Origin of the sequence: Serratia ureilytica, assembly GCF_013375155.1 — a bacterium.
Taxonomy (GTDB): Bacteria; Pseudomonadota; Gammaproteobacteria; order Enterobacterales; family Enterobacteriaceae; genus Serratia; species Serratia ureilytica.
The window spans coordinates 205,085-231,882 of sequence record NZ_JABXOF010000005.1; the positions used below are offsets into that span (position 1 = coordinate 205,085).

Below are 26,798 nucleotides of genomic sequence, written 5' to 3' on the forward strand. Positions count from 1 at the left end.
CCCAGGTTAAATCACGCCCCATGAGCGCAAGAAATAGATCCCCAACGCGGTGGTGAAGAACGACCCGACGGTGGTGATAGCGATAATGTTGGCCGCCAGCGTGGCGTTGCCGCCCATGGCGCGCGTCATCACATAGCTGCCCGAAGCGGTCGGCGTGGCGGAAAACAGGAAGATGATGCCCAACGCCGCCCCCTGAAACCCGCACAGCCAGCCGGCCAGCGTCATCAGGAACGGCACCAGAAACAGCTTGGCCGCCGACGACAGCGCCGCCACGTTGGACGAGCGGAACATGGCGCGGAAATCCAGGCTGGCGCCGGTGCACAGCAGCGCCAACGGCAGCGACAGCGCGGAGATATAGCTGCCGGTTTGGCGGATCACGGTCGGGATACCCAGCCCGGTTTGCGCATACAGCAGCCCGCACACCAGGCCGATGATCAGCGGATTGGTGACAATGCTGCGCAGCAGCGACAGGTGGCTGATTTTCTTGCCCTGCCCGCCCTGCAGGCTGCGCGTGAGGGTGATGACCGACAGTATGTTGAACAGGATCACGGTCACCGTCAGGTACAGCGAGGCGAGCGCAATGCCTTCGCTGCCGTAGGCGGTCATGGCGTAGGCCAGACCGACGATGGCGGTGTTGGCGCGAAACCCGCCCTGCACGAACACCCCGCGCTCACGCGGTTCTTTCACCAGCCACTTGGCGGCCAGCTCCAAGAGCAGGAAGGTCGCCAGCGTGCCGACCGCGCCGAACAGCACCAGCGGCAGATTGCCGAGCAGCTGCGGATGGTTGGTAGCGATGCTGAAAAACAGCAGGCACGGCAGCGCCAGATTGAACACCAGGCGGGTCGCGCCGTCGACGAAGCGGTCATCCATCAGGCGCCAATGGCGCAACAGGATCCCCAGCAGCATCATCAGCAGATTGGGCACGGTGACGTCGAACGCAAAACTCCAGGTTTCCCAGGACATGGTGTTCCTTCAGACAGGCGAGGTAATCTTCAGATAATAAAACGATTTCGGGCCAATAAAAAAGGGGCGCGGCATCACTGCCGCGCCCCTCATGAGCGATTACTTGCTCTTTTTCAGGTGGCTCATCAGGCGTTTGCGCTTACGCATCTGGGTCGGCGTCAGCAGGTTGCGTTTGCCGGCGAACGGGTTGTCGCCCTCTTTGAACTGGATGCGGATCGGCGTCCCCATCACGTTCAGCGAGCGACGGAAGTAGTTCATCAGGTAGCGCTTGTACGAATCGGCCAGATCGCTGACCTGGTTGCCGTGGATCACCACGATCGGCGGGTTGTAACCGCCGGCGTGGGCGTATTTCAGCTTCACGCGGCGGCCGCGCACCAACGGCGGCTGGTGATCGTCAACCGCCATCTGCATGATTTTGGTCAGCATCGAGGTGTTTACGCGACGGGTTGCGCACTCGTAGGCTTCCTGTACCGATTCGAACAGGTTGCCGACGCCGCTGCCGTGCAGGGCGGAAATAAAGTGCACGCGCGCGAAGTCGACGAAGCCCAGACGCAGATCGAGCATCTCTTTCACGTGCTCGCGATCTTCTTCGCTCATGCCGTCCCACTTGTTGACCGCAATCACCAGTGAGCGCCCACTATTGAGGATAAAGCCGAGCAGCGAGAGGTCCTGATCGGAGATGCCTTCACGCGCGTCGATCACCAGCAGCACCACGTTGGCGTCTTCAATCGCCTGCAGGGTCTTGATCACCGAGAATTTCTCGACGGTTTCGGTCACCTTGCCGCGTTTGCGCACCCCGGCGGTGTCGATCAGCACGTATTCGCGTTCGTCACGCACCATCGGAATGTAGATGCTGTCGCGGGTAGTGCCCGGCATGTCGTACACCACCACGCGCTCCTCGCCGAGGATACGGTTAGTGAGCGTAGACTTACCTACGTTCGGGCGGCCGACGATCGCCAGTTTGATCGGCAGATCCTGCGGATTGAACGCTTCTTCCGGCTCTTCGTCTTCTTCGCCTTCCAGCGTTTCGCCGTTTTGCTCGGCCCAGTAAGCGGCGTTGGCCTCTTCCTCGGTCAGCTCGACGTCTTCCGGTTTTTCCGGCACGAACGGCACCAGCACGTGTTCAATCAGCTGGGTCACGCCGCGGCCGTGAGAAGCGGCGATAGCGAACACTTCACCCAGACCGAGCGAGTAGAAATCGGCGGTGGCGGTGTCCGGATCCAGACCGTCGGTCTTGTTGGCCACCAGGAAGGTCGCCTTCTGGCGGCTGCGCAGGTGCTGGGCGATGCCCTGATCCGCCGGCATCAGGCCGGCGCGGGCGTCGACCATGAACAGCACGATGTCCGCTTCTTCGATCGCCAGCAGCGACTGACCGGCCATGCGCGTTTCGACGCCGTCTTCGGTGCCGTCGATGCCGCCGGTATCGACGATGATAAATTCATTGCCTTCGATTTCAGCACGACCATACTTGCGGTCACGCGTCAGCCCCGGGAAATCCGCCACCAGCGCATCGCGCGTATGGGTTAAACGGTTGAACAAGGTGGATTTACCCACATTCGGGCGCCCGACCAGCGCGACGACAGGTATCATTGTTGAAGCCTCATTACTTAATAATCAATGCGTTACTGCACTGTGGATAGACACCAGCGGTGCAGCTTATAAAATACGAAACGGCCCCTGAACATTCAGGAGCCGTTTTCCCCTTCATCTTTCGCGCCACAGCGGCGTTGTCTGCGCACCTTCGCCTCGGTCACTTAGCTCACTAAGCTCCCGAGGACTCATGCGCTTGCCGCCTGGCTGCAACCCGAAATCATTCGGGTGCAAGAAGGGATGCGACGAGCGGCGTTAGCGGGTGAAAGCGTAAACTTTCCCGCCGCGAGCCTGGATGACCAGCTTGTCGCCGGCCACCATCGGCGCAGACAGGAAGCCGGAGCTGTCCACTTCCTGCTGGGCGACAAAACGGCCATCGGTGGTGTTGACCCAGTGCAGATAGCCTTCGGCGTCACCGGTCACCAGATAACCATTATACATCACCGGCGGCGTCAGGTTGCGGTGCAGCAGATCGCTTTGCGTCCACACGGTCACGCCGCCTTCGGTGCTGAGCGCCACCACGCGATCGTTCTGGTCGATCAGGTAGATGCGGCCCGCGTCGACGATGAAATCATTCACCGAACCCAGCTCGCGTTTCCAGATGATCTGACCGGAACGCAGATCCAGCGCCGTCAGGTTGCCGTTGTAACCCAGCGCGTAGACCACGCCGTCAACGATCACCGGCGTGGTGTCCACGTCGTTCAGGCGATCGATTTCGGTCGCGCCGCTCGGCTGAGAAATGCGCTGTTGCCAGATCAGTTGGCCCTGCTGCATCAGCACGGCGCTGACGCGGCCGTTATCACCGCCGACGATGGCGGCGCCAAAGGCGACGGCCGGCGCGGATTCACCGCGCAGCGACAGCGAAGGCATGTCCAGGTTAACCGTCCACTTCACCGCGCCATCGGCTTCGTTCAGCGCCTGCAGCATGCCGTTGGAGGTATGCACCAACACCATGCCGTCGCTGACAACCGGACGGGAGATCGCTTCGCCGGCCACTTTGGTCTGCCAGGCGATGGCGCCGTCGGCGGTGTTCAATGCGTAAACCACCGCTTTTTCGCTGCCGACGTAAACCTTGTCACCCGCAACCGTCAGGCCGCCCGACAGCAGCGCAGACAGGTTGCTGGAGAAGAAGCCGGTCTTCTCGGAAAGATTGACCTTCCACTTCTCGTTGCCGCTGTCGGCATCCATCGCTTTCACGATGCCGAAGCGATCGGCGGCGTAAATGGTGCTGTCCTGATAGGCCGGAAGCAGGTGGGAGTAATACTCACCGATACCGTCGCCCACCGAGGTGCTCCACGCCTTGTTCGGCGTAAACTGATTTTCAACTTTCGGCAACGGCGACATGGTAACCACGTCTTCTTCGCTGTTAAACAGCGAGCAACCACTCAGCAAGGCAGCGGAAACCAGTCCGACCAAGAGTGTTTTACGCAATTGCATGGGAATTCCCCTTAGCTGGACAAGTTATTCAATTTCATGCGCAGCAGAACCTGCAGCGCTTGAGAAGCGTTGGACTCAATGCCTTTGCTGTAAGCTTCGCGCGCGCCCTTGGCGTCGCCCTTCGCCAGCAGCACATCGCCGCGCACATCCTGCATCATCGCCGCCCAGCCTTCGCCTTTCACGCCATCCAGCGTTTTCAGCGCTTCATCCAGCTTTTTCTCCTGCAGCTGGACGCGCGCCAGACGCAGGTCGATCATCGCCAACAGGTTGTCGTCTTTGGTCTGGCCCTGAGCCAGCGCCAATTGTTGTTCCGCCTTGGCGAAATCATTCTGTTCGACAAAGTGCTTAGCCAATTGCAGCGCGGCCAGTACGCCGTAGCTATTGCCGTTGGCCTGGACAAATTTCTCTGCGGCAGCCACGTCATCCGGCTTGCCGGCCGCCAGACGATCGCTGGCTTCCTGATAGGATTGCGATGCCGCCATCATGTTGGAGTTTTCATGGCTCTGCCAGTAACGCCAGCCAACCAGGGCACCAATTCCGAGCACCACGCCCACCGCCAGCGCTTTGCCGTTCTCGGCAAAGAACCGACGCAGTGCGTCGACTTGTTCGTTTTCAGTGGTATAGACTTCCACGGTGTCCTTCTCCTTAACCTAACATCAAAGCCAGACGCGCAGCGACTTCGCTTTGCGCCAGCGTTTCTTGTTCACCACTGCGCAGGTCTTTCACCACCACCTGCTGCGCCGCCACTTCGCTCTCGCCCAGGATCAGCGCGATGCGCGCGCCCCATTTGTCCGCACGGGTGATCTGCTTCTTGAAGTTGCCGCCGCCGTAATTGGTCATCAGCTTCAGCTGCGGCGCCGCGTCGCGCACCTGTTCAGCCAGCTGCATCGCCGCGCTCTGGGTGCCCGCGCCGGAAGAGATGACGTACACGTCGATAGCCGACGGCGCCTTGAATTCCGGGTTGACCGCCTGCACCAGCAGCACCAGACGCTCCAGGCCCATGGCGAAACCGACCGCCGGAGTGGCGCGGCCGCCCAACTGCTCGACCAGACCGTCGTAACGGCCGCCCGCGCAGACGGTGCCCTGCGCGCCCAAGCTGGTGGTCACCCACTCAAACACGGTGCGGTTGTAGTAATCCAGACCGCGCACCAGGCGCTCGTTAACGGTATATGGGATACCTGCCTGCGCCAAAAGTTCACACAGACCGGCGAAGTGAGCACGGGATTCTTCATCCAGGTACTCGGACAGGCGCGGCGCGTCGTTCAGCAGCGCCTGCACCTCAGGATTCTTGGAGTCCAGCACGCGCAGCGGGTTGCTGTACATGCGGCGTTTGCAGTCTTCGTCCAACACCTCGACGTGCTGCTCCAGGAACGCCACCAGCGCATCGCGGTAGTTGGCGCGCGCTTCCAGCGAACCGATGGAGTTCAGCTCCAGCTTGACGTGCTCGGCGATGCCCAGCGCTTTCCACCAGCGGGCGGTCAGCAGGATCAGCTCGGCGTCGATATCCGGGCCTTGCAGGCCGAACACTTCCGCGCCCAGCTGATGGAACTGGCGATAGCGGCCCTTTTGCGGGCGCTCGTAGCGGAACATCGGGCCGATGTACCACAGACGCTGTTCCTGATTGTACAGCAGACCATGTTCGATGCCGGCGCGCACGCAGCCGGCCGTCCCTTCCGGACGCAGCGTCAGGCTTTCGCCGTTGCGGTCTTCGAAGGTATACATCTCTTTTTCCACGACGTCGGTCACTTCGCCGATCGCGCGTTTGAATAACGGGGTCTGCTCTACAATCGGCAACCGGATTTCGCTGTAACCGTAGCCGCCCAGCACCTGCTTGAGGGTGCCTTCAATACGCTGCCATAATGCCGTTTCTTCCGGCAGGTAGTCGTTCATGCCGCGGATGGCTTGAATGTTCTTTGCCACGTGAGTTCTCTGTCCGTTGTCTGTAAAAATGAACCTGATTATAGGGACTTTGCCGCCCGGTATTCAACGCGGATGCGGTTTTCCGCCCTTCAGGCGCATAAACAAGCGGGCCAACAGGCCCGCCGTGTAGCGATAACGCTTATTTTTCCAGCAGGTTGACCGTGATACGGTTGCTTTCGTCCATCATCGCGGCCTTGGCGCGAATCTTCGCTTCCAGCTGGTCGATCATCTGTTCGTTGTCGAAACGCTCTTTCTGGCGCACGCCGTCTTCGTAGAAGCCGCTCTTCTTGTGGCCGCCGGTCACGCCCATGGTGGACACCAGCGCTTCGCCCGGGCCGTTCACCACGCAACCGATGATCGAGACGTCCATCGGCGTGATGATGTCTTCCAGGCGCTGCTCCAGCGCGTTCACCGTGCCGATCACGTCGAACTCCTGACGCGAACAGGTCGGGCAGGCGATGAAGTTGATGCCGCGCGCGCGGATGCGCAGCGACTTCAGGATATCGAAACCGACCTTCACCTCTTCGACCGGATCCGCCGCCAGCGAGATGCGCAGGGTATCGCCGATGCCTTCAGACAGCAGCATGCCCAGGCCGATGGCCGACTTGACCGACCCGCTGCGCGCGCCGCCGGCTTCGGTGATGCCCAGATGCAGCGGCTGATCGATGCGCGACGCCAGCAGACGGTAGGATTGCACCGCCAGGAACACGTCCGACGCCTTGACGCTGACCTTGAACTGGTCGAAGTTGAGGCGATCGAGGATATCCACGTGGCGCATGGCGGATTCCAGCAGCGCTTCCGGCGTAGGTTCGCCGTACTTTTCCTGCAGATCTTTCTCCAGCGAACCGCCGTTGACGCCGATGCGAATCGGGATGTTCTTGTCGCGGGCGCAGTCCACCACCGAGCGAATGCGCGATTCGTTGCCGATGTTGCCCGGGTTGATGCGCAGGCAGTCCACGCCGTATTCGGCAACCTGCAGCGCGATGCGATAATCGAAGTGGATATCGGCGACCAGCGGCACGTTGACCTGCTGCTTGATCAGCTTGAACGCCTCGGCGGCGTCCATGGTAGGAACCGAAACGCGGACGATGTCGACGCCCACGCGCTCCAGCGCTTTAATCTGATTAACCGTTGCTTCAACATCGGTGGTACGGGTGTTGGTCATCGACTGCACGGCAATCGGCGCGCCATCACCAATAGGCACCTTGCCGACGTAAATGCGTGTAGATTTTCGACGGTTGATGGGCGCTTGGTTATGCATTACTTACTCTCCATTGCTGCTCTGACATCACGACCGGGGCCGCGCGATTACTGCGCGGCGACGGTCAGGCGAGCAACACGGTTTGACTTAACGAACCGGCTCAAATCAACCGGTTTACCCTGATACTGGATCTGTACTGCCGCCGGCGCGCCGATGGTCAGTTTGTACGGCGCAGTGCCGGTCAGGTTCAGCTTGCCGCCCTGCTTCTGGGTGCCGCTGAACAGCGTTTTACCGCTCGCGTCGGTCACCTGCAGCCAGCAGTCGGCGGAGAAGTCCATCACCAGCGCGTTCGGATCGGCCGCCGGCGCAGCAACGCCCGCATCGGCGGTCGGCAGCGGCGATTGCGCCGCCGGCGCGGTTTCCGGCAGGGTGGTCTGGCTTGGCGACACCACGGCAGGCTGTTGCTGAGCCGCGCCCGGCGTCTGGGCGGTCGCCGCCGGCGCCTGAGCCGCTGCGCCGGTATCGGCCGGCGCGGCGCTGTTGTCGGTCAACGGCACGTTAGTGCCGGCGTCGGCGTTGCCGTCCGTCAGCGGCACGGACTGCCCTTCGTTATTCTGTGAAAGCTGCGCCGAGGATTGATCGGCCATGGTGGCGATCTCTTCCTGCTGCGCCTTGTGGTTTTGCCACCACCAGGCGCCGGTCAGGCCAATCACCACGAACACGATAAGCCAGGTGAAGCTCATCAGCCAGCCGTCGCGTTTCTTGCGGCGCTTGCCCAGCGAGAAGCTTTGCATCGGCGCCACTTTCGCCATCTTCAACGGCGCCTGCTTGGCCAGCATCGGCAGCAGTTCGTCTTCCGGCAAATGCACCAGCTTGGCGTAGGAACGGATGTAGCCGCGCACGAAGGTGGACGCGAGGTCAGCGGACACGCTGTCTTCCTCGATATCGCGCACGGTGGACATTTTGAGACACAGGCGTTCTGCAACGGCCTGTTGGCTCAGCCCGAGTTGCTCACGGGCCTGACGCAGGCGCTGGCCCGTCGTCATGGATACGGTTTTATCTTGGGAGGCTTCAGTATTCATTAGCTAAGAACTGCTGGTACTGTTTGGATTGTGGAAAACTTCGCGCTAACTGCTTGCCATAGCGTTGAACGCTATCCTGACGGCCGGCTAACGCGGCGAAACGAATCTGTAACCATAAGCTGCTGGCGCTAGCCGGCAGAACATGCTGATAAACATCCAATAAAAGTTGCGACTGGGCGCGCTTCCCTTCTCCAAATTGCTTTTCGGCCTCCGCCAACAGCGGAGCGCCTTTGTCCGGATCGACTTTCAGCGCGCGGCTCAACAGCGTGCGCGCTTCATCGTTTTGTCCGGCCTTGAGAAAACAGTAACCTGCGTTTTCCAGGCTGTCAGCGACCTGACCATAATCGGGCGCCAGCGCCGCAGCGCTAAACTGCTGTTGCGCCGGTACATACTGCCCTAAACTGCAAAGAAACGCACCGTAATTATTCAGTACGGTGCCATTGCCCGGCGCAAGTTTGAGCGCTTGCCGATAACGCTGTTCGGCCGCGGCGTTTTCACCGATCCGCTGCGCGTAGAGCGCCATGCCCAACTGCGTGCGGTAATCCTGCGGGGCCGCGTCCAGCGCCTTTTCCAGGTTCTGGCGCGCGGCGTCCATGTCACCTTGCTGCAGGTACTCCAGCCCCAGCTGCAACCGCGTCTGGCCCGCCTCAGCGACCTGTGCTTCCTTTTCCGGCGATGAGCCGGAACACCCGGCCAACAACCCGACCGCCAGCCACACACCCCACAGTTTCAGCTTCATGCCCGCATTCATTTCCTTATCGGCCGTCAGCTAACGCCCATTAGCGTCAACATCTCGCATAACAGGCTGTTAGATAACAAAAAAGGTGCTATAGGATTCAGACCGCCCGTACGCTGATAGGTTCCCCGGCCATTTTCTTTTTCAGGGTACGCTTGGTACGGTCGATCACTTCACCCGCCAGTTGCCCGCAGGCGGCGTCGATATCGTCACCGCGGGTTTTACGAACAATAGTCGTAAAGCCGTATTCCATCAACACCTTGGAGAAACGGTCCACCCGGCTGTTGGAGCTGCGGCCGTAAGGGGCGCCCGGGAACGGGTTCCATGGGATCAGGTTGATCTTGCACGGCGTGTCTTTCAGCACTTCCGCCAACTGATGCGCATCGTCGGTGCTGTCGTTGATATGATCCAGCATCACGTACTCGACGGTGACGCGCCCCTGGTTGGCGTTGGATTTCTCCAGGTAGCGACGCACCGCGGACAGGAAGGTCTCGATGTTGTACTTGCGGTTGATCGGCACGATCTCATCGCGGATGGTGTCGTTAGGCGCGTGCAGCGAAATGGCCAGCGCCACGTCGATCATGTCGCCCAGCTTGTCCAGCGCCGGCACCACGCCGGAGGTAGACAGGGTCACGCGGCGTTTGGACAGGCCAAAGCCGAAGTCGTCCAGCATGATTTCCATCGCCGGCACCACGTTATTCAGGTTGAGCAGCGGTTCGCCCATGCCCATCATCACCACGTTGGTGATCGGGCGTTGGCCGGTCACCTTCAGCGCGCCGATGATTTTCGCCGCGCGCCACACCTGGCCGATGATTTCCGACACGCGCAGGTTGCGGTTGAAGCCCTGCTGCGCCGTCGAACAGAATTTGCACTCCAGCGCACAACCCACCTGCGAGGAGACGCACAGCGTCGCGCGGTCGGCTTCCGGGATGTACACGGTTTCGACCTGCTGATCGCCCACCTTGATCGCCCATTTGATGGTGCCGTCGGCCGAGCGCTGTTCTTCCGCCACCTCCGGCGCGCGGATTTCCGCCACGCGCTGCAGCTTGCCGCGCAGGACTTTGTTGATGTCGGTCATCTGCTCGAAATCGTCGCAGCAGTAGTGATAAATCCACTTCATCACCTGATCGGCGCGGAACGGTTTCTCGCCCATTTCGGCGAAGAACTCGCGCATTTGCTGGCGGTTCAGATCCAGCAGGTTGATTTTGGCCGCAGCCGGTTGCTCCACGTTAACGGAGGGGGTAGTCAGCGAATTATTTTCAGACACGGTGTGCTCGGACGTGATGGGTTCTAACATAATGATCTCTGGCCTCGTTATTACACGTTATGGCGCTAAAGAATGGAAAGTAAGTTGTGCATTTCAGCCCGCGAGATTCGGGTGGCGGCACTAAAAACACGCCCCTGACAAGTCGTCTTATCAGGGGCGCGGCATTGTACAAATTTTAGTAGCGGGTTTCTATGGCTGAAAGGCATTCAGGGCATTTTTATTGTTTCAGCCGGTGAATGCCTGGCTATCAGCTCAGAAACGGCACGATTAACGTGCGCAGATTTCGCTTTCGTTGAAGAAGTAAGCGATTTCACGCTGTGCGGATTCAACGGAGTCGGAACCGTGAACGGCGTTAGCGGTGAAGCTGTCCGCGTAGTCGGCGCGCAGGGTGCCGGCCAGTGCGTTGTCCGGGTTGGTTGCGCCCATGATGTCGCGGTTGCGCTGCACGGCGTTTTCAGATTCCAGAACCTGCACCATGATTGGGCCGGAGGTCATGAACTCTACCAGACCGTCGAAGAATGGGCGGCCTTTGTGCTCAGCGTAGAAGCCTTCAGCTTGCTCGCGAGTCAGACGCAGCATTTTAGCGGCGATGATTTTGAAACCGGCGCGCTCGAAACGCGCGTAGATAGCGCCGATGTCGTTGTTGGCTACAGCGTTTGGTTTAACGATGGAAAAGGTACGTTCTACGGTCATGATGGCCTCTGTATGACTTCCAAAACAGGCCGGTCTGCAATGTTGCCGGCCTTCTCAAGTGGCGCAGATTATATGTGCGCCGTTAACGCTTGCCTACGGGAAAATCAACATTTCATTAAAAAAATATGATCTTCCTGCGGCATTTCCGACCACGCGCCGCGTTACTGGGTCTTGTCGGTGGACGGGATCAAATTGCGCAGCCAGCTGCCCCAGCGGCGCTGATAAAACGGCTGCGTATGGGCGATCAGGTAGTGGCTGATGCCGCGCTCTTTCTCCGACACCAGGCAGAAATCGACCGGTTCGTCATTCGGCGCCGTTTCGCTGGCGACGCTGCCGGCCTCGTTGATCAACGCCTCGATCTCCGCCGGTTCTGCATCCACTTCCAGCCCGATCAGCAGATTCGGCTTCTCGTCCGCCGCCTGGTCGTGCATCAGCGCCAGAAACGCGCGGCGCACCGGTTTGCGCTGGCTGAACAGCGTGGTCAGCGCATCCACCATCGCCGACGGGTACTCTTCGGGCTGCCCCAACAGGATTTGGGTCTCTTTGTCGACGTAATGCTCAACCGGTTTGACGACGCCACCGGTCGCCAGCAGCATCGCCACCTCTTCCGGGTAGAACTCTTTGCCGTATTCCGCCTTCGGGTTGAGGAACAAATCCGCGCCCTGGGTGATTTCAAACAGCACCCGCGCCGGCATGGCGATGAACGGCTGTTCGTCCTCAACGGCCTTCTGCAACGCTTCCAGCGAGGTGAAGAACGGAATGATGCTGCCGCCGTCCTGCTTTTCCCAATGCTGGATATTGACCGGCGTATCCGCGTTCAGCGTGATGTCGCCGTCCTGCTGCACCTGCTCGCTGTCGCCGAGGATCAGCACCGTGGCGTCGAGCAGTTCACGGAAGAACGCCGGACGGTGGGCCGGCTCCGTCACCGCCAGCTTCAGCAGGCGTTCAAGCTCGTTCTCGCTCGGGGCGGCATCGTGATGATGGGAACTCATGGCAAACTCCAGGGATCAAATAGCGAGGCCCAGCATGCTGGGCCCCGAAGATAATGCGCATTCTAGCGCCCGACGCGGCGGGCGTTCAATTATTTGGCTTTGCTCAGCAACAGATTGGCCAGGGTGCGCACGCCCAGCCCGGTCGCGCCGGCCGACCACTGATCCACCGCGCCTTTGCGGTAGGTGGCGGAACAGTCGATGTGCAACCAGCCTTGCTGGTAGTTCTTAACGAAATGCGACAGGAAGGCCGCCGCGGTGCTGGCGCCGGCGGTGTAGGCCGGGCCGGCCACGTTGTTCAGCTCGGCGAAGTTGGACGGCAGCTGGCTGCGGTGGAACTCGGCCAGCGGCAGACGCCAGAACGGCTCGTGCTCGGCGGCGGCGCTGCTCAGCAGTTCCTGTGCCAGCGCATCGTCGAAGCTGAACAGGGCGTGGTAGTCGTTGCCTACCGCGGTTTTGGCCGCGCCGGTCAGGGTCGCGCAGTCGATAATCAGCTGCGGATTCTGCTCAGAAGCGTCGATCAGGCCGTCGGCCAGTACCAGGCGCCCTTCAGCATCGGTGTTCATCACCTCGACGGTTTTGCCGTTGCGGTAGCGAATGATGTCACCCAGTTTGAAGGCGTTGCCGCTGACCATGTTGTCGGCGCAGCACAGGTACAGCTTCACGCGCTGCTTCAGACCACGCGCCGCCGCCAGCGCCAGGGCGCCGGTGATGGTGGCCGCACCGCCCATGTCAGCCTTCATCGAATCCATAAAGGCGCTCTGTTTCAGGCTATAACCGCCGGTATCGAAGGTGATGCCCTTGCCGACCAGGCAAGCGAACACCGGCGCGTCCGGGTTACCGGTCGGGTTGAAGTCCAGCGCCAGCAGCACCGGCGGGCGCTCGGAGCCGCGGCCGACGGTGTGGATGCCGGCATAGTTCTGCTCACGCAGATCTTCGCCCTTGGTGATGCGGTAGCTGACGGCATCGCAGCCGACGTCGCACATCAGATCGACGGCGCGGGTCGCCAGTTGCTCCGGCCCCAGCTCTTCCGCCGGCATGTTGATGGTGTCGCGCACCCAGTCGACGATCTTCAGGCGCTGATCCAGCTCCTGACGCGCGGCTTCCGGCAGTTCGGCCCATTCGACGTTGCGTTGCCCTTTCAGCCCGCGGTAACCCTGCCAAAACGCCCAGCTGTTTTCCAAATCCCAACCGTCGCCGGCCAGCTTGACGTTTTTGATGCCCTGACCGTCAATTTTGCGGCCCGCACGCTGGATCGCGCCCAGCTTGTCGGCGCCGGTCAGGTGGATGGTCATCCCTTCGCCGTTGGTGCTGAGCAGCGCTTTTTCGCCCCAGCGGGCGTCGGCAGGTTGTTGCGACAGCGTAACCTGCATGAATTCTGTTGTCATAGCCTTCTTACTCCGGATGTTCCCTTTATTATTTCATTAGGGCTTTATTGCATACCCTATGGATTTCAAATTGCAGCTAGGCGCCCAGCGATCTCATCCCCAGGAGCTTACTCAGGTAAGTGACTGGGGTGTGATCGTGCAGGTAACAACGCTGCGGTTTGAAAGACGACGGGTATGTCGGATACAAAATAAACGGGCCGCCCATGGCAGCCCGTTACGCTATTTACTCCGCTTCATCTAACCAGACCAGCAGGATCGCTTCCAGTATTTTTTCGTTGGAAGCCTGCGGATCGTCGTCGAACTCTTCCAGATCGCAGATCCACTGATGCATGTCGGTAAAACGCACGGTTTTCGGATCGGTGTCCGGGTATTGGTCGTACAGGGCTTCGCCGATTTCACGGCTGTCGGTCCACTTCAGTCCCATTATGATCTCCGGGTTGAGGCTGCGGCTAACAATTAATGCTCACGCGCGTGGTTGACGGTGTAGCGCGGCATTTCGACCACCAGATCTTCGTCGGCGACCAGCGCCTGGCAGCTCAGACGGCTTTCCGGCTCCAGCCCCCACGCTTTGTCCAGCATGTCGTCTTCCAGCTCGCTGCTCTCTTCCAGCGAATCGAAGCCTTCACGCACGATGCAGTGGCAGGTGGTGCAGGCGCAGGATTTCTCGCAGGCATGCTCGATTTCAATGCCGTTGCGCAGCGCAACGTTGAGGATCGACTCCCCTTTTTCGGCTTCCAGAACCGCCCCTTCCGGGCACAGATCTTGATGGGGCAGGAAAACAATTTTAGGCATGGTTAAACCTCATCCACAGAATGGCCAGCCAGCGCGCGGCGAATGGAAGCGTCCATGCGGCGCGCGGCAAAATCTTGCGTTTGTGCATCTAATGTTTTGATGGCGTCTTCGATAGCGGCGGGATCTTCACCCTGCGCCGCCTGCTGCAACGCCTGGGTCGCGGCGGCGATCGCCTGGCTTTCCGCCTCGCTCAGCAGCGCCGCGTCGGTGGCCAGCGCGCCCTGCAGGCTTTCCAGCACCCGCGCGGCTTCCACGCGTTGCTCCGCCAGCTTGCGCGCGCCCACGTCGCTTTGCGCGTTGGCCATCGAATCTTTGATCATGCCGGCGATTTCGCCGTCCGACAGGCCGTACGACGGCTTGACCTGGATCGAGGCTTCCACGCCGGTGGATTTCTCCATCGCGGTGACGCTCAGCAGACCATCGGCATCCACCTGGAAGGTGACGCGAATGTGCGCGCCCCCGGCAGGCAATGGCGGCAGGCCGCGCAGCGTGAAGCGCGCCAGCGAACGGCAATCCTGCACCAGCTCGCGCTCGCCCTGCAGCACGTGGATCATCATCGCGCTCTGGCCATCTTTAAAGGTGGTGAACTCCTGCGCGCGCGCCACCGGAATGGTGGTGTTGCGCGGGATCACTTTCTCCACCAGACCGCCCATGGTTTCGAGGCCCAGCGACAGCGGGATCACGTCCAGCAGCAGCATGTCGCTGTCCGGCTTGTTGCCCACCAGAATGTCGGCCTGGATCGCGGCGCCGATGGCGACCACTTTATCCGGATCGATAGACGTCAGCGGCGTGCGGCCGAAGAAGGCGCCCACCTGCTCACGCACCAGCGGCACGCGGGTGGAACCGCCGACCATCACCGCTTCCAGCACCTCGTCGGCGGCGACGCCGGCATCTTTCAGCGCGCGGCGGCAGGCCATCAGCGTACGTTTCACCAGCGGAGCGATCAGCGCTTCGAACTGGGCGCGGGTCACCTCGCCCTGCCAGCCGGCTACCTCAACGCACACGCTGTCGGCATCGCTCAACGCGATTTTGGCGGCGATGGCGGCGTCCAGCAGTTGGCGCTGCACACCGTGATCGCTGCGATCGGCCACGCCGGCCTGGTCGCGCAACCAGTCGGCCAGCAGGTGATCGAAGTCGTCGCCGCCCAGCGCGGAATCGCCGCCGGTGGCCAGCACTTCGAACACGCCGCGGCTGAGGCGCAGAATGGAGATATCAAAGGTGCCGCCGCCCAGATCGTAAACCGCGATCACCCCTTCCTGGCCGGAATCCAGCCCATAGGCGATCGCGGCCGCAGTGGGTTCGTTCAACAGACGCAGAACGTGCAGGCCGGCCAGACGCGCCGCGTCTTTGGTGCCCTGGCGCTGCGCGTCGTCGAAGTAAGCGGGAACGGTAATCACGACGCCATCCAGCTCGCCTTCCAGCGCCGCTTGCGCGCGCGCGGACAGAGCCCGCAGGATATCGGCGGAGACGCCAACCGGGTTAACCGGGCCGGCGGCGGTGACGATCAGCGGCAGGCCGTTGTCGCTGGCCTGAAATTGATACGGCAGGTTCGGGTAACGTTGCTGGACGTCCGCCAACGAACGGCCCATCATGCGTTTGATGGAGCTGACGGTATTGGCCGGATCCTGCGCCGCCTGTTGGCGCGCCTCCCAGCCGACGCGCTGCGCGTCCGCCTGATAATGCACTACCGAAGGCAGCAAATGGCGACCCTGTTCGTCGGCCAGCGTTTCCGCTTGCCCGCTGCGCACCGTGGCGACCAGCGAGTTGGTGGTGCCCAAGTCGATGCCGGCGGCCAGACGTCGCTGGTGCGGCGCGGCGCTGAGGCCAGGCTCACTAATTTGTAATAAGGCCATGTTGAAGCTTCCACAATCAGAATCAGAAGGTGTTACTCAAAACCCAGCAGTTTTTCTTCGAGTTGTTCAACCTGTTGCTGGAGTTTGTCCAAGAAGCGCAGCTTGCGCACGGTGTCGGCGGCGTCCGCCCACTGTTCACTGTCCAACTGCTGCAGCATCAGCGCGCTGCGCTGTTTGACCGAGGCGGCCAGCCGCGCGCCGAAATCGGCCAGCAGGCTTTCCGCCTCCGGCTTGCGCTCAATGGCGTCGAGCTCTTCGCGCAGTTCCAGCTGTTCCATCAGGAACGCGGTGTCGCGCATCGTATGCTGTTCGTTGCCCAGATCGAAGCCGTGCAACGATAGCATATACTCCGCGCGTTTTAACGGGTGCTTCAGCGCCTGGTAGGCTTCGTTGATGGTCGCCGCCTGCTGCAACGCCATCAGGCGTTCGCGCTCCGGCTGGTTGGCGAAACGATCGGGGTGGAATTGGCGCTGCAGATCCTGGAAGCGGGACGCAAGCAGGCTGCCGTCCACGGTGTAGCGAACTGGCAGCCCGAATAAAGTAAAGTAATCCATAGCGTGCTCTGGGCGTTAGCGGATGAAGTTCCCCCGCCGAAACGGGGGAGCACGATGGACTGTCAGACGTTGAAACTCTCGCCGCAGCCGCACTCGCTTGAGACGTTCGGGTTGTTGAACTTGAAGCCTTCGTTCAGGCCTTCCTTAACGAAATCAAGCTCGGTGCCGTCAAGGTAGACCAGGCTCTTGCCGTCGATGATCACCTTGATGCCTTTGTCTTCAAATACGATGTCGTCATCGTTGGCTTCGTCAACAAATTCCAGCACGTACGCCATCCCGGAGCAGCCGGAAGTTCGCACTCCCAGACGCAGGCCGAGACCCTTGCCGCGGTTCGTCAAAAACGCCTGAACACGCTGCGCAGCGCTGTCGCTCATGGTAATAGACATCACAACCTCACACTTCACATCAAAGCCCGGCGCGGCCGGGCCGACTCAGACAAATTACTTGGCGCTATGCTTGCTCTTATAGTCGGCAATCGCTGCTTTGATGGCGTCTTCAGCCAGGATCGAGCAGTGAATTTTGACCGGCGGCAATTCCAGCTCTTCGGCGATCTGGGTGTTTTTGATCGCTTCAGCCTGATCCAGCGACTTGCCTTTCATCCATTCGGTCACCAGCGAGCTGGAGGCGATGGCGGAACCGCAGCCGTAAGTTTTAAAGCGCGCGTCTTCGATGATGCCTTCATCGTTAACCTTGATTTGCAGCTTCATCACGTCGCCGCAAGCCGGCGCCCCTACCATGCCGCTGCCGACGGTAGGATCTTCGTTGTCGAAAGAACCCACGTTGCGCGGGTTTTCATAATGATCGATTACTTTTTCGCTGTAAGCCATGACCTTGCTCCTGAAACCTGAGAATTAATGATGCGCCCATTCGATGCTGTTGATGTCCACGCCCTGCTTGAACATCTCCCACAGCGGGGACAGATCGCGCAGACGGCCGATGGATTTACGCACCAGTTGAATGGTGTAGTCGATCTCTTCTTCCGTGGTGAAACGCCCCAGGGAGAAACGGATCGAGCTGTGCGCCAATTCATCGCTCATGCCCAGCGCGCGCAGCACGTAGGACGGCTCGAGGCTGGCGGAGGTACAGGCTGAACCGGAAGAAACGGCCAGGTCTTTCAGCGCCATGATCAGCGACTCGCCTTCAACATAGTTGAAGCTGACGTTCAGGATGTTCGGTGCGCCGTGCTCCAGATCGCCGTTCAGATACACTTCTTCCATATCTTTCACGCCGTTCCACAGACGATCGCGCAGGGTGCGCAGACGCGCCATCTCTTCGGTCATCTCTTCTTTGGCGATGCGATAAGCTTCGCCCATGCCGACGATCTGGTGGACAGGCAGGGTGCCGGAACGCATGCCGCGCTCGTGACCGCCGCCGTGCACCTGCGCTTCGATGCGGATGCGCGGCTTGCGACGCACATACAGCGCGCCGATGCCTTTCGGACCATAGATTTTGTGGCCGGAGAACGACATCAGGTCGACTTTCAGCTTGCTCAGATCGATAGGCAGTTTGCCCACGCTCTGGGTGGCGTCAACGTGGTAGATGATACCGCGCGCACGGCACATTTCGCCGATCGCTTCGATATCCTGCACCACGCCGATTTCGTTGTTGACGTGCATGATGGAGACCAGGATGGTGTCATCGCGCATCGCCGCTTCGAGATCCTGCAGGCTGATGATGCCGTTGCTCTGCGGCGCCAGGTAGGTGACTTCAAACCCTTCGCGCTCCAGCTGACGGCAAGTGTCGAGCACGGCTTTGTGTTCGGTTTTGCTGGTGATGATGTGCTTGCCTTTTTTCTGGTAGAAATTGGCAGCGCCTTTTATCGCCAGGTTGTCGGATTCGGTCGCCCCGGAGGTGAAGACGATTTCGCGCGGATCGGCGCCCACCAGTTCGGCGATTTGGTTACGGGCGATGTCTACCGCCTCTTCCGCCTGCCAACCGAAACGGTGGGAACGGGAAGCCGGGTTGCCGAAAGTGCCGTCCAGGGTCAAAAACTGCATCATCTTCTCAGCAACGCGCGGGTCAACCGGCGTCGTTGCTGAGTAATCCAGATAAATCGGTAATTTCATTGCTCTTGTGCTCCGTACATCACTTCCAAAAACTAAAATAATTTCGCCAGCTGCTTATGCGCGCAGATTAACGTTGATAGTTTCTTGCGGACGACCGTTGGCCGTGCGGCGCGTATCGTTGTTTTGACGATCCGCCACCACCAGCACTTCCTGGTTGTTGACCAGTTCAGCCAGCGTAATGTTGTTCAGGAACCCGCTGATGCGCTCGCTCAGATCGCGCCACAGGGCGTGGGTCAAGCAGCGATCGCCGCCCTGACAGCCTTCTTTGCCCTGGCAACGGGTTGCATCTACCGATTCATCGACGGCAGTGATGACAGCGCCAACGGCGATCTCACCCGCGTCTTTACCCAGCAGATAACCACCGCCCGGACCGCGCACGCTGGCCACCAGGCCATTCTTGCGCAGACGGGAGAATAATTGTTCCAGATAAGAGAGCGAAATACCCTGGCGTTCGGAAATGTCCGCCAGTGGCACCGGCCCTTCCTGGGAATGCAGCGCTACGTCGAGCATAGCGGTTACGGCATAACGGCCTTTGGATGTCAGTCTCATAGCTCAATGGTTACCTGTTGGTCAAATATGGCCGAAAGTCTGACATTCCTGAGTAAAACAGTCAACTATTTAACCTAGTAATTGACTCAAGTATTAGCACGTTTTGAACTTAGCAAGAACAAAGGTATATAAAATACATGTTATAACCTTTGGATAACTAATACTATTGTCGCCCACCGTTATGCCACATCAATTAATTACCTTGATGTTTATCCTGTTTCTCGATCGAGGTCAGCATGCCGCGCAGGATATTCAGCTCCTGCCCTTCCGGGCGTGCGCGGGTGAACAGCCGACGCAGGCGGCTCATCACCTGGCCCGGATGGGACGGGCGAATAAAGCCGGTGCGCTGCAGCGTCTGCTCCAGGTGCTGATAGAAACGCTCGAGGTCATCCACCAGCGGATACGGCGTCTCTTCCAGCTGCGGCGCGCCCGCCTGTTGGCGATCGAGGTAAGCCACGCGCACTTCATACGCCAGGATCTGCACCGCCATCGCCAGGTTCAGCGAGCTGTAGTCCGGGTTGGCCGGAATGGCGACGTGGTAGTGGCACTTCTGCAATTCATCGTTGGTCAGCCCGACGCGTTCGCGGCCGAACACCAGCGCCACCGGCGCGTGTTCGCCTTCGTGTACCGCGCGCACGCCGCATTCACGCGGCTCCAGCATCGGCCACGGCAAGGTGCGAGAACGTGCGCTGGTGCCCACCACCAGGCTACAGCCGGCGATGGCGTCATCGAGGGTATCGACGATGGTGGCGTTGCCGATCACGTCGCTGGCGCCGGCGGCCAGGGCGATGGCCTGAGAATCGGGTTTGATCAGCGGATTAACCAGATAAAGGTTGGTTAACCCCATGGTTTTCATGGCTCTGGCGGTCGAGCCCATGTTGCCGGTATGTGAAGTCTCTACCAGAACAATGCGGATATTGTGCAGCATACAAACTCTGAGCGTGGCGGAAAATCGCAGCATCTTAACACAGCCGTAGGCAATTTGCCGAACAGCTGCTATACTTCGCGCCGTTTCCTGTTCTTTAACATCCTAGTTGGAAGATACCCATGCATCCGATGCTGACTATCGCCGTGCGCGCTGCGCGCAAGGCCGGTAACCTGATTGCCAAAAACTACGAAACCCCGGACGCTGTAGAAGCGAGCCAGAAAGGGACCAATGACTTCGTCACCAACGTCGATCGCGATGCAGAGCATCTGATCATCGACGTCATCCGCAAGTCTTATCCGCAACACAGTATCGTGAGCGAAGAACGCGGTGAGCTGATCGGCGAAGATCGCGATGTGCAATGGGTGATCGATCCACTGGATGGCACTGCAAACTTCATCAAACGTTTCCCTCATTTCTCCGTTTCCATCGCTGTACGCATCAAAGGCCGTACTGAAGTGGCCGTGGTTTACGATCCGATGCGCAACGAACTGTTCACCGCCACGCGCGGTCAGGGCGCCCAGCTCAACGGTTATCGTCTGCGCGGCACCAACGCCAAAGATCTGGATGGCACCATCCTGGCGACCGGCTTCCCGTTCAAAGTCAAACAGCACGCAACGCCTTACATCAACATCGTCGGCAAGCTGTTCACCCAGTGCGCGGACTTCCGCCGCACCGGTTCCGCTGCGCTGGATCTGGCCTATGTGGCCGCCGGCCGCGTAGACGGTTTCTTCGAAATCGGCCTGAAGCCGTGGGACTTCGCCGCGGGCGAACTGCTGGTGCGTGAATCCGGCGGCCTGGTCACCGACTTCGTCGGCGGCCACAACCACTTCAGCTCCGGCAACGTGGTAGCAGGCAACCCGCGCGTCGTGAAAGCCATGCTGGCCACCATGCGCGAAGAACTGAGCGAAGCGCTGAAGCGTTAATCGCCAGAAGCGAATCGAAAAAAGCGCTGCCGATGCAGCGCTTTTTTTATGCCCGTTAGCGGGAGAAGGGGCGGATGCCGCCGCCGAATTCCGGCTGCGCGCTGACGTACAGCAACAGCCCGGCGGCCAACAGGATCAGGCCCCCGGCCAGCGCCAACGATCCCCAGGCCACCGCGCTCCAGGCGGCGGGCGCACGCGAGCGGCTAAGGCGCACCGCCAGCCGTCGGCTGTAATGCACCAGCAGCGCCAGCATGGAGATGGTCAACGACGTGCCGAACGCCATCGCCAGCGCGGAGATCACTCCCCAGCCGAACACGCCGATCACCTTAGAGAACAGCAGCACCAAAATCGCCCCCGAACAGGGACGCATGCCCATCGCCAGCACGATGGCGGTCTGGGTGCGCCAATCGCTTCCCGCCTGCAGCTCGCTGTCGCTCGGCAGATGCCGGTGGCCGCAGCCGCAATCGGCGCTGTGCACATGCTCCGCCGCCAGCGGCGTCAGGCTGTTAATGCGCAGCGCCGGCGCCGGGCGCATCGCCTTGATCGCCGCAAACAGACGTTTCAGCGCGCGCCAACTCAGCAACACGCCAAGCAACATCACCAAAATAAAGCTGCCCTTCTCCAGCCAGAAGCTGCTTTGGTGAAGCTGGCGCGAAGAGAGCTGCAATACCACCAGCATCAGCGTAACCAGCGCGATCGCCACCCCGCCCTGCACCAGCGAAGCGGCGAAGGTCAGCTTCAGGCTGCTTTTCAGCCGCGCCGGATGGGTGGCCAGGTAAGTGGCGATCACCACTTTGCCGTGGCCGGGGCCGAGCGCATGCAAGACGCCATAGCCGAGGCTGAACAGCATCAGCGCCAGCCCGGCCTGCTGCGGCGCAGCCTTCACCTGCTGCAACAGCCCCGCCATCTGCTGGTGCAGCGCTTTTTGCCACACCACGCTCTGCATCAGCAGCTGCGGCCAATAGTGCCACGCCAGCAGCGCGGCGGCCGCCAGCGCCAGCGCGAACGGCAGCAGCGGCCACAGGCCGAAGGCCCAGTGGCGCCGGCTCGTCGTCGGTTGCGAGAGATTTAACGACATTGCAGCGTCACCCGCTGGGCGAACTGTTGCCCCAGCGCCAGGTCTTCGCCGGGCGAGTCGTTCTTGTCGAGCGACAGCGCATAGGCCTGCAGCGACGCATTCGGCTGCGGCGTCATCAGCTTGTAGCTGCACTGCTGCGCCATCTCCGGCGGCAGATGCAGTGCATTTTGGTCTTTATAGGTCATATCCACGAAATAAGTCGGATCGTAAGTAGAAAGTTCGAACGGCTTGCCCGCCAGCGGCTGCGGTTCGGCCAGCGGCAGCACGAACTCCAGCACCGCCTGATTGCCCTGGCGCGACAGGTGATATTCGCTGGGCAAGTTCAGGTATTTCACCGGCTTGCCGTCGCGGTAAAGGTCGGTGAAATAGTGCTGCCCCAGCACGTTGGCCATCACTTCCGCCGCCAGCTTTTTCCACACTTCCGAATCGCTCTTGGCGTTTTTCGCATCGTAGAGCAGATCCGCCGAGGTGATTTCATCCATCACCCACACCATTTTCAGGCCGACCAACCGCTGATCCTTGGCGACGAAGGTGGTGTTCATATCAATAAAGCTGTGCGGATGCGCGATCGCACCGGCGCTGAACACGGCGCCAAAGGCAGCCAAAAGTCGACGTAACTTCATCATTATCCTGCTTTACCTATATTTGTTATAACGTAACACAAATAAATGTCGAACGGCCCGCCTCTGCCGGCGATATTTGTGACGAAAGTTGTAAGCCGAAGTAAAAGCCGCGCGTTAACCCTGCCGGTACAACGCCTTTTGCTATGCTTAGGCATAATCGCAACCTTTTATGCCGGAAGGTGATATGAGCCTGGACACCTCTCCCGTGCCTGAGCTCTCCGGACAACAACGGCGCTGCCATCTGCTGCTGATGCTGTACACGCCGGAGCCCGAGTTACAGCTGGAGACCCTCAGCCGAATCAATGGCGTCGCCCCCCCGATAACCCGGCAAGATATAGCCGAGGTGGCCAGTGAAATCCAGCGTTTCCACCATCTGGAGATCGCCGTCGATCCCGACCATGGCTACCGATTGAGGGGCAGCGCGCTCAACCAACGCCTGTGCCTGCTCCATTGGCTAAGGCGCACCCTGCGCTGCAGCCCGCGGTTCGTCGAAGACGATTTCGCCCCGCGCCTGCGGCAAGCGCTGGCGGCCGATGCCGAGTCGACATCGCTGTTGGCCCAGGCGCTCGACGCCTGCGAGCCGCTGCTCAATCGTCACTTTGACGCGCGCGACCGCCAATTCCTGCAGCATTATCTGCTCTACTGCGCCTGGCAAAACCGCCTGCAGCAACACCCGCGTTTCGACGCCGTTCAGCGCGACTGGCTGCGGCAAAAACTGGAGCAGCAAGCCGCCGCCTGGCTGCATCAGACCTGCAACCGGCTGTTTAACCAGCCGCCGCACGCGGACGAGCGCGATTTCCTGGCGCTGACCTTCACCCTGTTGAAAAGCCACAGCTACCACAGCAACGACTCGGCGCATGAGCAGCGGTTGATGACGGCGATCGACAGCATGGTCGAGCGGTTCCAGCAGCTGTCCGGCATGGCTTTCAGCAGCAAGGCGGAGCTGGTCAGCCAGCTGTTCGCCCATCTGGCGCCGGCGCTGGAGCGCTGCCGTTTCGCCATCGGCATCGACAATATGCTGCTGGAAGAAGTGGTGCGCAAATACCCGCGGCTGATGCGCACCACGCAGGAAGCGTTGAAACCGCTGGAGCAGGAGTACGGCGTGCATTTTTCCAACGAGGAGGCGGGCCTGGTGGCCATCAGCTTCGGCGCCTGGCTGATGCAGGACAACGCGCTGCAGGAAAAACAGGTGCTGCTGCTGACGCTGGATAACCCGCAGTTGGAAGAGGAAGTGGAATATCAGATCCGCGAGCTCACGCTGCTGCCGCTGAACATCAAGTATCTGCCGCTGAGCGACTATCTGTGCGGCGGAGCGCCGCAGGGCGTCACGCTGGTGATCACCCCCTACGCGGCGGTGCACAGCGCTCCGCACCCGCCGCTGATCTATACCGAACTGCCGCTGGAAAACCGCCAGCGCCAGGCCATCCGCGCGCTGCTGGAAGCCCCTTAATCACCGGCTGACGCTGACCGCCGGCGGCCGGATGAACAAGGCCGGCACCGCGACCGCCGCCATCACCCAGAACACCCCGCCCTGCCAATGTTCGAACAGGAACCCGGCAATGACCGTCATGACGGCGATACCGCCGCCCATCGCCAGCGCCGAATACACCGCCTGCAGTTGGATCACCTCTTGCCCCTGGCGCGCGGCGATAAAGCGCATCGCCGCCAGATGGCACACGGTGAAGGTGCCGCAGTGCAGGATTTGGATCAGCAGCAGCCAACCCAGCTCGGTGCTGTAGGCCATCAGGCTCCAGCGCAACACGCCGCAACAGGCGGAAAGCAGCAGCAGGTTGCGCGCATTCCAGCGGCGGAACAGCACGTTGCTGCTGGCGAAAATAATCACTTCCGCCACCACGCCCAGCGACCACAGGTAACCGATGGTCGAGGCCGAATAGCCCGCCTCCTGCCAGTAAATGGAGCCGAAGCTGTAGTAGCCGGCGTGCGCGCCCTGCAGCAGCGTGACGCACAGCAGGAAGCGCCACACCGGCCCTTCTTTCAACAGCGCCCACAGCGAACCCTCGGCCCCGCCGTGCGTGCGCGCTTCGCCCTGCGGCATCACGCTCGGCTTCAGCAGCATGCCCAGCAGCATCGCCAGCACGCTGAGGATCAGGCTGTAGAGAATGGCGTTATGGCCCCACACCGCCACCAGTTGCCCGGTCAGCGCCGAGCCGATGACGAACGCCAGCGAGCCCCACAGCCGCACCCGGCCATAGTCCATGCGGATCTGCTTTTGCCAGGTGGCGGCCAGCGCGTCGGTCAGCGGCACCAGCGGCGAGAAGAACAGGTTGAACCCCGCTATCACCAGCATCAGCCAGCCCCAGCCGTTGCCGAAGCAGAAGCCAACCGCGAAAGCCAGGGTCAGCAGCGCCAGCAGGCGCAGCGCGGAAACCAGATGAGAGGGATCTTTAACGCGGGGAGCAATCAGTAAACTGCCGAGGAAGCGGGCCACCAAACCGGCGCCGAGCAATATGCCGATGGTTTCGGGCGCGATGCCCTCGCCTTTCAGCCACACGCCCCAGAACGGTAAGAAAATGCCGTAGGAAAAAAAGTAGGTGAAATAACTGAGCGCGAGCCAACGCGTGGATTGCAGAACCATGATCCCTCCGGAGTGAGGGCAATACTTTGACAGAGCTCACACCTGCCCGCAATCTTCATTCCACGTCAATGCGTTAGAGTGCCAGACAGCTCACAGTTTGCCGCGAGCGGCCACAAAAAAACCCGCCGCAGCGGGTTTTTTCAGGCAAAAGCGGGATTATGCGTAAACCGGCAGGCGGGCGCAGATATCCAGCACTTTCTTCTTGGTGCGTTCGATGGTGGCTTCATCGTTGATGTTGTCCAGCACATCACAGATCCAACCGGCCAGTTCGCGCACGTCGGCTTCTTTGAAGCCGCGACGGGTCACGGCCGGGGTGCCGATACGCACGCCGGAGGTGACGAACGGGCTCTTCGGATCGTTCGGCACGCTGTTTTTGTTGACGGTGATGTTGGCGCGGCCCAGGGCGGCGTCCGCTTCTTTACCGGTCAGGTTTTTGTCGACCAGATCCAGCAGGAACAGGTGGTTATGGGTGCCGCCGGAGACCACTTTGTAGCCGCGCTGCAGGAACACGTCAACCATCGCCTTGGCGTTGACCGCCACTTGCTGCTGGTAAACCTTGAACTCAGGCTCCATCGCTTCTTTCAGCGCCACCGCCTTGCCGGCAATCACGTGCATCAGCGGGCCGCCCTGGCCGCCAGGGAACACGGCGGAGTTCAGCTTCTTGTACAGCTCTTCGTCGCCGCCCTTCGCCAGGATCAGGCCGCCGCGCGGGCCCGCCAGGGTTTTGTGGGTGGTGGTGGTGACGATGTGCGCGTGCGGTACCGGGTTCGGGTACACGCCGGCGGCGATCAGGCCGGCCACGTGCGCCATGTCGACGAACAGATAAGCGCCGATGCTGTCAGCGATTTCGCGCATTTTGGCCCAGTCAACCACGCCAGAGTAAGCGGAGAAGCCGCCGATGATCATTTTCGGCTTGTGGGTTTGCGCCTGTTTGGCCAGATCGTCATAGTCGATTTGACCTTTGTCGTCGATGCCGTAAGGCACCACGTTATACAGTTTGCCGGACAGGTTAACCGGGGAACCGTGGGTCAGGTGGCCACCGTGCGCCAGGTTCATGCCCAGAATGGTGTCACCCGGCTGCAGCAGCGCGGTGTAAACGGCGAAGTTAGCCTGGGAGCCGGAGTGCGGCTGCACGTTGGCGTAATCGGCGCCGAACAATTCTTTGGCGCGGTCGATAGCCAGCTGCTCAACGATATCCACGTATTCGCAGCCGCCGTAGTAACGCTTGCCCGGATAGCCTTCAGCGTATTTGTTGGTCAGCTGGGAACCCTGAGCCTGCATCACGCGCGGGCTGGTGTAGTTCTCAGACGCGATCAGCTCGATGTGCTCTTCCTGACGCACCACTTCCTGCTCCATGGCACGCCACAGTTCCGCATCGTAATCGGCAATGTTCATTTCACGCTTTAACATCCGGCATCTCCTGACTTAAATCAGCTAACTAAAAAATCACCAAATAACTACCCGTTTGGGTTCTGGGCCACAGTGTAAACCGTTTCGCCCCACCGAAGATAGGTCTTGACAGAGGTTTTTACGCAAACGATTGGCATAAGGCAGCGCAAGGCTTTGATCC

At 60.5% G+C, this 26,798-nt stretch carries 27 protein-coding genes; 2 read left to right on the forward strand and 25 right to left on the reverse strand.

Annotated features, from left to right (window positions below):
- Positions 1–6 precede the first annotated feature (6 nt).
- The 21 genes from HWW83_RS11485 to trmJ all read right to left on the reverse strand — a co-directional run bounded on the left by HWW83_RS11485 (position 7) and on the right by trmJ (position 20,008).
- Positions 7–963, reverse strand: coding sequence for an AEC family transporter (locus HWW83_RS11485; protein WP_176589306.1), 957 nt, complete (start codon positions 961–963; stop codon positions 7–9).
- A gap of 99 nt (positions 964–1,062) precedes the next feature.
- Entirely contained in the window at positions 1,063–2,553 is a 1,491-nt protein-coding gene (der, locus tag HWW83_RS11490) for a ribosome biogenesis GTPase Der (RefSeq protein WP_004941442.1), read from the reverse strand.
- A gap of 255 nt (positions 2,554–2,808) precedes the next feature.
- Positions 2,809–3,990: an outer membrane protein assembly factor BamB gene (gene bamB, locus HWW83_RS11495; RefSeq protein WP_176589307.1), complete on the reverse strand. Its 1,182-nt coding sequence runs from the start codon at positions 3,988–3,990 to the stop codon at positions 2,809–2,811.
- A gap of 11 nt (positions 3,991–4,001) precedes the next feature.
- Positions 4,002–4,622, reverse strand: a complete 621-nt coding sequence (locus tag HWW83_RS11500; RefSeq protein ID WP_033635592.1) for a YfgM family protein — start codon at positions 4,620–4,622, stop codon at positions 4,002–4,004.
- A 13-nt stretch (positions 4,623–4,635) separates the two neighbouring features.
- Positions 4,636–5,910 carry a histidine--tRNA ligase gene (hisS, locus tag HWW83_RS11505; protein WP_025303909.1) on the reverse strand — a complete coding sequence of 425 codons (1,275 nt, stop codon included), beginning with the start codon at positions 5,908–5,910 and terminating at the stop codon, positions 4,636–4,638.
- Between the two features lie 139 nt (positions 5,911–6,049).
- Positions 6,050–7,171 carry a flavodoxin-dependent (E)-4-hydroxy-3-methylbut-2-enyl-diphosphate synthase gene (ispG, locus tag HWW83_RS11510; protein WP_016929756.1) on the reverse strand — a complete coding sequence of 374 codons (1,122 nt, stop codon included), beginning with the start codon at positions 7,169–7,171 and terminating at the stop codon, positions 6,050–6,052.
- Between the two features lie 47 nt (positions 7,172–7,218).
- Positions 7,219–8,193: a cytoskeleton protein RodZ gene (gene rodZ / locus HWW83_RS11515; RefSeq protein WP_033644090.1), complete on the reverse strand. Its 975-nt coding sequence runs from the start codon at positions 8,191–8,193 to the stop codon at positions 7,219–7,221.
- A complete protein-coding gene (gene pilW / locus HWW83_RS11520; protein ID WP_033644344.1) occupies positions 8,183–8,932 on the reverse strand; it encodes a type IV pilus biogenesis/stability protein PilW in 750 nt (249 codons plus the stop codon). The genes rodZ and pilW overlap by 11 nt, the downstream gene beginning before the upstream one ends.
- A 97-nt stretch (positions 8,933–9,029) precedes the next feature.
- Positions 9,030–10,226, reverse strand: a complete 1,197-nt coding sequence (rlmN, locus tag HWW83_RS11525) for a dual-specificity RNA methyltransferase RlmN (protein WP_142075904.1) — start codon at positions 10,224–10,226, stop codon at positions 9,030–9,032.
- 237 nt (positions 10,227–10,463) lie between these two features.
- Positions 10,464–10,889, reverse strand: a complete 426-nt coding sequence (gene ndk / locus HWW83_RS11530; protein ID WP_004941424.1) for a nucleoside-diphosphate kinase — start codon at positions 10,887–10,889, stop codon at positions 10,464–10,466.
- Positions 10,890–11,050: 161 nt separating this feature from the next.
- A complete protein-coding gene (sseB, locus tag HWW83_RS11535; protein ID WP_033644091.1) occupies positions 11,051–11,881 on the reverse strand; it encodes an enhanced serine sensitivity protein SseB in 831 nt (276 codons plus the stop codon).
- A gap of 89 nt (positions 11,882–11,970) precedes the next feature.
- Complete coding sequence (gene pepB / locus HWW83_RS11540; RefSeq protein ID WP_176589308.1) at positions 11,971–13,266, reverse strand: aminopeptidase PepB; 1,296 nt, start codon at positions 13,264–13,266, stop codon at positions 11,971–11,973.
- 223 nt (positions 13,267–13,489) lie between these two features.
- Positions 13,490–13,690, reverse strand: coding sequence for a Fe-S cluster assembly protein IscX (gene iscX, locus HWW83_RS11545; RefSeq protein WP_006327336.1), 201 nt, complete (start codon positions 13,688–13,690; stop codon positions 13,490–13,492).
- A 32-nt stretch (positions 13,691–13,722) separates the two neighbouring features.
- Positions 13,723–14,058, reverse strand: coding sequence for an ISC system 2Fe-2S type ferredoxin (gene fdx, locus HWW83_RS11550; protein WP_004941417.1), 336 nt, complete (start codon positions 14,056–14,058; stop codon positions 13,723–13,725).
- Positions 14,059–14,060: 2 nt separating this feature from the next.
- On the reverse strand, positions 14,061–15,911 hold the full coding sequence (hscA, locus tag HWW83_RS11555; protein WP_164119878.1) for a Fe-S protein assembly chaperone HscA: 1,851 nt from the start codon (positions 15,909–15,911) through the stop codon (positions 14,061–14,063).
- Positions 15,912–15,943: 32 nt separating this feature from the next.
- Entirely contained in the window at positions 15,944–16,465 is a 522-nt protein-coding gene (hscB, locus tag HWW83_RS11560) for a co-chaperone HscB (RefSeq protein ID WP_033644094.1), read from the reverse strand.
- 62 nt (positions 16,466–16,527) lie between these two features.
- On the reverse strand, positions 16,528–16,851 hold the full coding sequence (iscA, locus tag HWW83_RS11565; RefSeq protein WP_004941410.1) for an iron-sulfur cluster assembly protein IscA: 324 nt from the start codon (positions 16,849–16,851) through the stop codon (positions 16,528–16,530).
- 54 nt (positions 16,852–16,905) lie between these two features.
- Positions 16,906–17,292, reverse strand: a complete 387-nt coding sequence (gene iscU / locus HWW83_RS11570) for a Fe-S cluster assembly scaffold IscU (RefSeq protein WP_004941408.1) — start codon at positions 17,290–17,292, stop codon at positions 16,906–16,908.
- 24 nt (positions 17,293–17,316) lie between these two features.
- A complete protein-coding gene (gene iscS / locus HWW83_RS11575; RefSeq protein ID WP_015378780.1) occupies positions 17,317–18,531 on the reverse strand; it encodes a cysteine desulfurase in 1,215 nt (404 codons plus the stop codon).
- 54 nt (positions 18,532–18,585) lie between these two features.
- Positions 18,586–19,080: a Fe-S cluster assembly transcriptional regulator IscR gene (gene iscR / locus HWW83_RS11580; RefSeq protein ID WP_004941404.1), complete on the reverse strand. Its 495-nt coding sequence runs from the start codon at positions 19,078–19,080 to the stop codon at positions 18,586–18,588.
- Between the two features lie 193 nt (positions 19,081–19,273).
- Positions 19,274–20,008 carry a tRNA (cytosine(32)/uridine(32)-2'-O)-methyltransferase TrmJ gene (trmJ, locus tag HWW83_RS11585; RefSeq protein ID WP_025303916.1) on the reverse strand — a complete coding sequence of 245 codons (735 nt, stop codon included), beginning with the start codon at positions 20,006–20,008 and terminating at the stop codon, positions 19,274–19,276.
- A gap of 119 nt (positions 20,009–20,127) precedes the next feature.
- On the opposite strand from trmJ, the gene suhB reads away from it, so the two are divergent.
- Positions 20,128–20,931 carry an inositol-1-monophosphatase gene (gene suhB / locus HWW83_RS11590; protein WP_033644096.1) on the forward strand — a complete coding sequence of 268 codons (804 nt, stop codon included), beginning with the start codon at positions 20,128–20,130 and terminating at the stop codon, positions 20,929–20,931.
- Between the two features lie 55 nt (positions 20,932–20,986).
- On the opposite strand, the gene HWW83_RS11595 is transcribed toward suhB, so the two are convergent.
- Together HWW83_RS11595 and HWW83_RS11600 are read right to left on the reverse strand one after the other, a co-directional pair.
- A complete protein-coding gene (locus tag HWW83_RS11595; RefSeq protein WP_176589309.1) occupies positions 20,987–22,009 on the reverse strand; it encodes a nickel/cobalt transporter in 1,023 nt (340 codons plus the stop codon).
- Positions 22,000–22,635, reverse strand: coding sequence for a DUF1007 family protein (locus HWW83_RS11600; RefSeq protein ID WP_028127507.1), 636 nt, complete (start codon positions 22,633–22,635; stop codon positions 22,000–22,002). Before HWW83_RS11600 ends, HWW83_RS11595 begins: the two co-directional genes overlap by 10 nt.
- Before the next feature lie 181 nt (positions 22,636–22,816).
- Between HWW83_RS11600 and csiE the strand changes: the two genes are divergently transcribed.
- Positions 22,817–24,082 (forward strand): stationary phase inducible protein CsiE, encoded by a 1,266-nt coding sequence (gene csiE / locus HWW83_RS11605; RefSeq protein WP_103101658.1) that lies wholly within the window; start codon positions 22,817–22,819, stop codon positions 24,080–24,082.
- Here the strand turns inward: csiE and HWW83_RS11610 are convergent, their stop codons facing one another.
- Together HWW83_RS11610 and glyA are read right to left on the reverse strand one after the other, a co-directional pair.
- Positions 24,083–25,228, reverse strand: coding sequence for a 3-phenylpropionate MFS transporter (locus tag HWW83_RS11610; protein WP_033644100.1), 1,146 nt, complete (start codon positions 25,226–25,228; stop codon positions 24,083–24,085).
- A 156-nt stretch (positions 25,229–25,384) separates the two neighbouring features.
- Positions 25,385–26,638 (reverse strand): serine hydroxymethyltransferase, encoded by a 1,254-nt coding sequence (glyA, locus tag HWW83_RS11615; protein WP_025303922.1) that lies wholly within the window; start codon positions 26,636–26,638, stop codon positions 25,385–25,387.
- Positions 26,639–26,798: the final 160 nt, after the last annotated feature.